This window comes from Isachenkonia alkalipeptolytica, assembly GCF_009910325.1.
GTDB lineage: Bacteria > Bacillota > Clostridia > Peptostreptococcales > T1SED10-28 > Isachenkonia > Isachenkonia alkalipeptolytica.
Genome location: NZ_SUMG01000039.1, coordinates 1 through 8,287, shown reverse-complemented (window position 1 = coordinate 8,287; position 8,287 = coordinate 1). Strand labels below are relative to the sequence as shown.

Below are 8,287 nucleotides of genomic sequence, written 5' to 3'. Positions count from 1 at the left end.
CTATAAAAACGAGCATTAGAATACTCGTTTTTAAAGAAATAAATGATATGAAACCCTGTATTTTTTAAGATTATTAGACAGGTCTTATTTAACTTTACAAAGTCTCATTTAGTTCTACAATTGACCAGAATCATTGCTCCTTCAAGATGTGCTTTATGCAAGAATAAAGGAAGTATGCTATAATAAACAATGAAAATATAAGGGGAGAAAGGGTTGCAATATGAAAATTATGTTAACTGGAATCAATTCAAAGTATATTCATACGAATTTGGCTATTCGATATTTATATCAAAATCTATTAAAGTTAAACGAAGAGGTACTAATCAGAGAATATACCATTAATCAGCACATGGAAGAATTGCTAAAGGCGATTTATGAAGAACAACCTGATGTTATTGCAATTTCCTGTTATATATGGAATATTTCCTTGGTTCATCGATTAGGCCGGGAGTTAAAAAAAGTCTTACCTGAAACATGGATTATCCTAGGAGGACCTGAAGTAGAGTTTGGTACCCGAAAAATTATGGAACAGGAAGACTACATTGATATGGTGATAAAAGGAGCGGGAGAAATAACGTTATATGAACTGTTAAGAAGACTTCGAGAAAATGACAGTTATCATGACATGAAGAATATAGCCTTTCGTGTGAGAGGAAAAGTAATTGAGAATACGGAACAATCTACGCATACGTTCAATTCATACGCTCCTTTTCCCTACGAAGGGCTACTGGTAGATCCCAATAAGATCTATTATTATGAGAGTTCTCGGGGATGCCCTTATAATTGTGAATACTGTTTATCTTCTTCCATTACAGGGGTAAGCTTCTTGCCTATGGAGAAAGTCCAGCGGGAACTGGATTTTTTTCTAAGTAATAAGGTAAAACAAGTCAAATTTGTAGACCGAACATTCAATGCAAATAAAGCTCATGCTTTAGGAGTCATGGAGTATATATTGGAAAATCATAATAATCACACCAACTTTCATTTTGAAATCACCGCAGAGCTTATTGATGATGACTTCATTACGTTTTTAAAAAAGGTACCTAAGGGATTGTTTCAATTTGAAGTCGGGGTCCAATCAACAAATCCAGAAACGCTTTCTGCTATAAACCGGAGAATGAACTTTGAGAGTATCAAAGAATCTTTAGAAGCTTTAGTGAAACTAAAAAACATTCATATTCATTTGGATTTAATTGCAGGTCTTCCATTTGAGGATTATTTTACATTTAGGAACTCCTTTAATGAAGTTTTTTCTTTAGGTGCTGAGAAACTGCAATTGGGATTTTTAAAGCTATTAAAGGGATCAGAGCTTAGAAAAAAAGCTCAGGAGTATGGTTATGTATATACCGATGGACCTCCCTATGAAGTACTAGAAAATCAATGGATCGATTTTACAGAAATACTTAAACTAAAGGATGTGGAGAATCTATTAGAGAAATACTGGAATGATCACCGGTTTCCTAAGACACTGAACTACGTGATCCAATATCGGTATAAAGCCAATGCCTTTAAGTTTTTTGAAGATTTCAGCCGTTATTGGAAAGAAAAGCATCTTTATGAACAGTCACAAGGTAAAGAATTCCTATATGAGATTTTTCTTGATTTTTGTCAAGATCAAAACTTCCAGGAAATTAATTTTATCCAAAATCTCCTACGTTTCGATTATTTGAAGCAAAATAAAAAAAGAAAAACTCCGAAGTTCTTAGAAGTTAAGTCTTCGAAAGAAAAAGAGCAGGTTTGGTCGAAGGAGGAAGCCCATGAGTTTTTACAGAGGCCGGAAAATCGGAAGCGTTATTTGCTTCATACTGAAGAAATTTCCGCGAAGAAACTGATTAAAAAAGTTCATTTTGAAGTGTTTGAGTTTCCTATCTTATCGGATGCAGAGTACGAACTAATGAACCTGAATCAGTGTAAAGACAGTGTGATTCTTTTTGATTATGAACATGACCGAGCGCATCTAGTAAAATAAAGATTTTATTAACAGGTTAGGAGGACCAAAATGACTATACTTATGGATATATATTATATGAATTTGAAAACCGCAAAGAAAACCTTTAAAAGTTTGATGAATAACTGGTTGATAATTTTTACCGGTCTGGTTTATTCAACAATTCTATTTGTTGGAACCCTAGTTTCACCATTGTTCTGGATCTTAAGTCGTTTGTTTCTATTAATTCTAAGTAGTGCATTGGTTTCTAATTATCTATACCTATTAGAACAAATCATAGAACAGGATCGATTTTCACTTCAAGACTTTAAAGACGGCTTTTTAGTTTATCTACGAAAAGTATGGTCCGTTTACTTTATCGGGTTTGTGGTGTTATTGGGAATGGATATATTTATACGGCCCTTTTTTGTCGGGAGCATTGGCCCTTTCGCTTACCACTTTGCCCTTGTGTTTTTAATGGTGTTTCTGTTAAATGCTTTACCGGAAACGATTTATCAAAAGCAGTATAATGGTTGGGAAAGTATAAAACATTCAATAGAATTTATTAAAGAACACTGGGTCGAATGGTATCTTCCTAATATCCTGTTGATCGGAATTTTAACTATTATCACTGGTAGTGCACTAATTAATGTATTTGATAGTGTGATATCACTACAGACCATTGGCCGGGGTCCATTTGGAGTTATCCTCTATTTGGTGGGGCAGCTGTGGTTCTCTTATATGATGATTTATCGAGGTTTCTTATATCAGCTATTAAACACCAGTAGCAGACGGAAAAGACTTTTTATGAGGAACATGTAACTTTCAGTAGTAAGAATGGAGTAAATGGAATGACTAAAATAGGGGGCGAGATTGTGATGATAGAGTATCGGGTTGCAAGGTCAAGTGACATCTCCGGAATGCTTGATTTGTTTCAGGAGCTGAAGAAAGAAGGAGCCCAGGTAGGTTTTACTCACATCGAAGATGTAGAGGAACTGCAGCAGCAGCTGAAGGATGAGAATATAGTCCTTTATGTGGCTGTAGATCCTGAGAAGGGAAAAATCGCAGGGATATTAAGGGGAAAAAGAGGGGCTTCTTATCAAAACCACAGCGCTTTTATGACGGCAGCAGTAGCTAAGAGTTACCGTGGAAAACAAATAGCAAAAGAACTGACCCATTACGGTCTGGAGGACTTAGCTGAAAAAGGTGTAAAAATTGCTAGAACCTATGTTTACAGTAACAACAAAGCCTCACTCAACACTTTGTTGTCCTGTGGCTTTACAATTTCCGGTTCGGTACATATGCATCATTTTTCCGAGGAAACCGGGCAGTATGTTGATGATATTATTGTGCATAAACTATTAAATGATAAATAATAACAGGTGCATAACAAAAAGTAGTTAATTTTTAATTTGAGGTGATGAACATGGCAATGACGATGAAGGATTTTTTATTAGAACAAACGAAGGAGTTAACTTTTTTATCCTTAGATATTCGAGAGTTATTTAAGGATAAAAATATTGATTTCGATAAAGAAGCTGTTGAGATACCTGTTCTTTTAGAAGATTTAAGCAGCAAATTGCAAAAAAATGATGAGGAATTTGTAATTACCACGGAAATTCTAGTGAAAGGAATCACTTACTTATTAGGAGTAGACCCGAACTTTAAATACCGGGAGGAGTATATCCGCATTTTAGAAAGTCTGAGCCCTGATATTTTAAAGGCACTATTGATCCTTGGAAATAAAACCTTTGATCAAGGAGAGAAAATCAAGGGAATGATTTTTTTGAAAGGCGCTACAACAGTGAATTCTAAGGACTCTAAAGCTTTGTTTAACTATGCTGTAGCACTGCTTACTGTCGCTGAGGATCTCCGAAACGAAGAAAACCCCCATGACTTTAAGGCGTCCCAGGAAAGGATAGGAATTTTTCAAGAAGAAGCACGGTTTCAGCTGGAAAAGCTTATAGATCTAGAACCGGAACATGCTCTAGCTTTCTATCATTTAGGATTCTTATATAAGAAAGACAGCCTCTTTCAAAAAGCAGAAATATTCTGGGAAAAAGCGTTGGAATTTGGACTGGAGGAACACTTAGAAGAGCATGTATACACGCTTTTGCGGGAGATTGAAGACCTTGTGAAGTATGAAAGGGGATACCAAAAAGTTTTACAAGGAGATTTAGCTTCAGGTCTGAAGGAGCTTATAGAACTTGAGGAACGGTATCCTGAATGGTGGAATCTTCAATTTTTTATTGGTCTGGCCTATCGGCAACAGGAGCAGTACTCTAAAGCAATAACCTACTTTCAAAGGGTGATAGAGCTGGAAGAACGTATTCCTGATCCCTATGTAGAAATAGCCCTTTCTTTTGCCGGTTTGGGAAAATATCATAAAGCCATCGAGTATTTTGAAAAAGCCCTTGAAAAAGACCCGAACAGTGGGGAAATTTTATCAAACCTAGCGATGGTAAACCTGGAAACGGGAGACTTGAAAAATGCTGAAAAATATATCGAAGCTTCCTTAAAGGTGAATCCTGACGACGAAATCACCTTAGCTTGTAAGGAAAAGCTGGATTTATTAAAGCAAAATCTTGGAGAAAAGTGAAAATTTTAAAATATATTCGGAATAAGGGTAGAAAATTCACAAAAAAACATGTAGAATAAACCTAGAGTTTGTTAAAAAATTTTAAAGCCTAAACAAAATTATTAAAAAAATTATAAAGAGGTGAGAAAACTTGATAAAATCTTTAAAAGACTTGAAAGTGCAAGCAAAAAACCAAGAGAAAATGACCTTAGTCGTTGCTGCAGCAGAGGATAAAGATGTTTTATCGGCGGTGATGGAAGCAAAAACCTCGAATATTATTAATGCAGTTTTGGTTGGGGAAAAAAAGTCAATTGAAGAAATTGCTCGAGAAATTGGATTTGATCTTCAAGATGTAAAGGTAATTGAAGCCTCAGGATTAGAAAAGAGTGCAGAGACTTCGGTACGGTTAATTTCTGAAGGCAAGGCAGACTTTTTAATGAAAGGGAAGATTGATACTTCTATTTTATTGAAAGCTGTTTTGGATAAGGATTATGGTCTTAGAACCGAACGGTTATTGAGTCATGTAATGGTTTATGAAGTGCCGTCATATCATAAACTTTTATTAATGAGCGATGGTGGTATGAATATTGCACCAACCTTCGATCAAAAAGAGGATATACTGCGCAATGCATTGTTGGTATCTCAGGCTATGGGCAATCATAAGACATTTGTATCCTGTCTAGCGGCAAAAGAAAAAACCAGTGAAAAAATGCCGGCTACAATGGATGGTCAGAGGCTTAAAGAAAGAGCCTTAGATAAGGCCTATGGAGAAGATGTATATGTGGAAGGACCTATCGCTTTTGATTTAGCTGTTTCAAAAGATGCGGCAAGAATTAAAGGTTATGAGAGTCCCGTTGTGGGAGAAACCGATATTTTACTAGTGCCGACTATTGAAGTTGGAAACGGTATTGGAAAGACCATGACCTATATGGCCGGTGGTGAGTCCGCCGGGGTGATTATGGGAGCTAAAGCACCTATTGTGTTGGTTTCACGGGCAGATTCTGCAGAAACAAAGTTTTACTCAATTGCACTGGGTAGTGTGATTTCTGCAGCTACAAAATAATAATAAAATTGAAGGAGTGAGATTGAATGAAACAATTAATGACTGGTAACGAAGCCATTGCAAGGGGATGTTATGAGGCGGGCGTAACCCTTACCGCAGCATACCCTGGAACTCCAAGTACGGAAATCCTTGAAAACATGGCACAATACAAAGACGATATTTACAGTGAGTGGTCGCCAAATGAAAAGGTTGCTATGGAAGTTGCTATCGGGGGTTCCATCGCTGGAGCAAGAAGCTTAGCGGCCATGAAACATGTAGGGGTAAACGTTGCAGCTGATCCGATTTTTACTTATGCCTATACGGGAGTAAATGGTGGATTCGTATTCGTTTCTGCAGATGACCCGGGACTTCACAGTTCGCAAAATGAACAGGACAACCGTTATTATGGAAAAGCTGCAAAGTTCCCGGTAATTGAGCCAAGTAATTCTCAAGAAGCAAAAGATTTTACGAAAGAAGCCTTTGAGATCAGTGAAAAATTTGATGTGCCGGTAATGCTTAGAGTAACTACACGAATTTGTCACAGCAAGACTCCGGTAGAAACAGTAGAACGTCAAGAAGTGGGAATCAAGCCCTATGAAAAAAACATCAGTAAATTTGTAGCAACCCCTGCAAATGGGCGAATTATGCATGTGTTATTAGAGAAAAAATTAAAAGAACTAGAGAAATTCAGTAATGAAACCGGCTTAAATCGAATTGAATGGAATGATAAAAAAATAGGCATTGTAACTTCCGGAATTGCTTATCAATATGCGAAGGAAGTGTTTGGGGATACAGCTTCTTACTTGAAAATCGGATTGAGTTACCCGATGCCGATGGATAAAATTAAAGACTTTGCCAAGGAAGTTGACACTCTCTATGTCATCGAAGAACTTGAACCGTTCATGGAAGAACAAATGAAAGCACATGGTATTGAATGTATTGGTAAAGATAAGATATCTAATATTGGAGAATTAAGTCCCCATGTTCTTGAAGAAGCTCTGTTGGGCACCACCCCTGAAGTTCTGGAGCTGGATGAAAGCAAACCCGTTGGACGGCCTCCGACAATGTGTGCCGGTTGCCCCCATAGAGGATTCTTTTACGAACTGTCCCGAAAGAAAAATATTATGGTTACCGGAGATATCGGATGTTATACGTTAGGATCTGCTGAACCTCTTAATGCAATGGATACTTGTATCTGTATGGGTGCTAGTGTAAGTGCGGGTCATGGAGCGCAAATGGCTTTCAATAAAAATGGCGTTGATAAGAAAGTGGTCGGGGTTATTGGAGACTCTACATTCTTTCACTCGGGAATAACCGGGCTTTTAGATATCGTTTATAATAAAGGAAATGCAGTCACTGTAATTTTGGATAATCGAATTACGGGAATGACCGGTCATCAGGAAAACCCTGGAACCGGATACACTTTAATGGGGGAAAAAGCTCCGGTAATAGATATTGAAAAAATGGTAAGAGCCTGCGGAGTTGAGGATGTACAAACTATTAATCCGTTAACCCTAAAAGAAAGCAAGGATGCAATTGATAAAGCCTTAGCTACCGATGAGCCCTCGGTAATAATTACAAAGTGGCCCTGTGTATTAAAAGAATTCTCACAAGAAGACTATGAGGAATTTGACTTAACCAAGTCTATTTGTCGAGTGGATGAAGAAAAGTGTACCACTTGTAAAGTATGTGGAAAAGTTGGATGCCCTGCAATTTCCTTTGGTGATAAAGCGCAAATTGATCCAACCATGTGTGTAGGTTGTGAAGTGTGTCTACAGGTATGTCCATTCAATGCTATTGAAAAGGTGGGAGAATAATATGGAAAAAACTAAAAACGTATTATTAGTCGGTGTAGGCGGTCAAGGGATCATCCTCGCCAGTAAAATACTATCTCAAGGCTTAATTAGTGCCGGGTATGATGTGAAGATGTCAGAAGTCCATGGTATGGCCCAAAGAGGGGGAAGTGTAACCACACAAGTACGTTTTGGAGAAGATGTACACTCTCCGATAATCGGTAAGGGTCAAGCAGATATTATTGTAGCTTTTGAAAAAATGGAAGCTTATCGATGGTTAGGGTATTTAAAGCCAGATGGCATTGCAGTGGTTAATGACTATGCGATCCCTTCGGCTCCGACCCTGTCAGGGAATGTGCCTTACCCGGAAACTATATTAGATGATATTGCCGCGGTTGTTAAGAATCTTACGGTGGTTAAGGCCGCAGATATTGCTGTAGGTCTTGGAAATATAAAAGCTCAAAATATTGTTTTGCTCGGTGCCTTATTAAAGGCTATGGCTATTGATGATATTAATTGGGAAGAGGTTTTAGTGAAAAATGTTAAAGACAAGTTTGTTCCACTTAATAAAAAAGCTTTGGCAGAAGGAATGAAGAAGGTATAAAGTTTCTTTAAATAGTAACAGGTTTTCCTTTTAAAGACTATTGTCAAATTTATTAACTAAATAATGCTTTAAGAGAAGCTACCAAGGAAAAGAAATCCATAGTTATGGGTTTCTTTTCTCTTGACACAAAAAAGCTAAGGTGGTATATTAGTTGAGTCGCTAAAAACGGGAAAGCAAAACCCGGAAAAATCCGAAAAGACAAAAGTGAAAAAAAGTCTTGACGGAGAGCAGAGAAGATGATAAGATAAATCTTGTCGCTGAAAAGCTGGCGATTGGTTGTTAGACGGTTGAATCAAAAGGGCTGGACCCATTGAGATGAGACAAAAAGAGAAAGTCCGAAAGA

At 37.3% G+C, this 8,287-nt stretch carries 7 protein-coding genes; all 7 read left to right on the top strand.

Annotated elements, in window-relative coordinates:
- Positions 1-220 precede the first annotated feature (220 nt).
- The 7 genes from ISALK_RS14420 to ISALK_RS14390 all read left to right on the top strand — a co-directional run bounded on the left by ISALK_RS14420 (position 221) and on the right by ISALK_RS14390 (position 7,944).
- Positions 221-1,969 (top strand): B12-binding domain-containing radical SAM protein, encoded by a 1,749-nt coding sequence (locus tag ISALK_RS14420; RefSeq protein ID WP_160723535.1) that lies wholly within the window; start codon positions 221-223, stop codon positions 1,967-1,969.
- A 30-nt stretch (positions 1,970-1,999) separates the two neighbouring features.
- On the top strand, positions 2,000-2,749 hold the full coding sequence (locus ISALK_RS14415; protein ID WP_160723533.1) for a hypothetical protein: 750 nt from the start codon (positions 2,000-2,002) through the stop codon (positions 2,747-2,749).
- A 29-nt stretch (positions 2,750-2,778) separates the two neighbouring features.
- Positions 2,779-3,303 (top strand): GNAT family N-acetyltransferase, encoded by a 525-nt coding sequence (locus tag ISALK_RS14410; protein WP_160723531.1) that lies wholly within the window; start codon positions 2,779-2,781, stop codon positions 3,301-3,303.
- Between the two features lie 50 nt (positions 3,304-3,353).
- Positions 3,354-4,526 (top strand): tetratricopeptide repeat protein, encoded by a 1,173-nt coding sequence (locus ISALK_RS14405; RefSeq protein WP_160723529.1) that lies wholly within the window; start codon positions 3,354-3,356, stop codon positions 4,524-4,526.
- 130 nt (positions 4,527-4,656) lie between these two features.
- A complete protein-coding gene (locus ISALK_RS14400) occupies positions 4,657-5,568 on the top strand; it encodes a bifunctional enoyl-CoA hydratase/phosphate acetyltransferase (protein WP_160723527.1) in 912 nt (303 codons plus the stop codon).
- Positions 5,569-5,594: 26 nt separating this feature from the next.
- Positions 5,595-7,364: an indolepyruvate ferredoxin oxidoreductase subunit alpha gene (gene iorA, locus ISALK_RS14395; RefSeq protein ID WP_160723525.1), complete on the top strand. Its 1,770-nt coding sequence runs from the start codon at positions 5,595-5,597 to the stop codon at positions 7,362-7,364.
- A 1-nt stretch (position 7,365) separates the two neighbouring features.
- Positions 7,366-7,944, top strand: a complete 579-nt coding sequence (locus tag ISALK_RS14390; RefSeq protein WP_160723523.1) for an indolepyruvate oxidoreductase subunit beta — start codon at positions 7,366-7,368, stop codon at positions 7,942-7,944.
- Positions 7,945-8,287 lie beyond the last annotated feature (343 nt).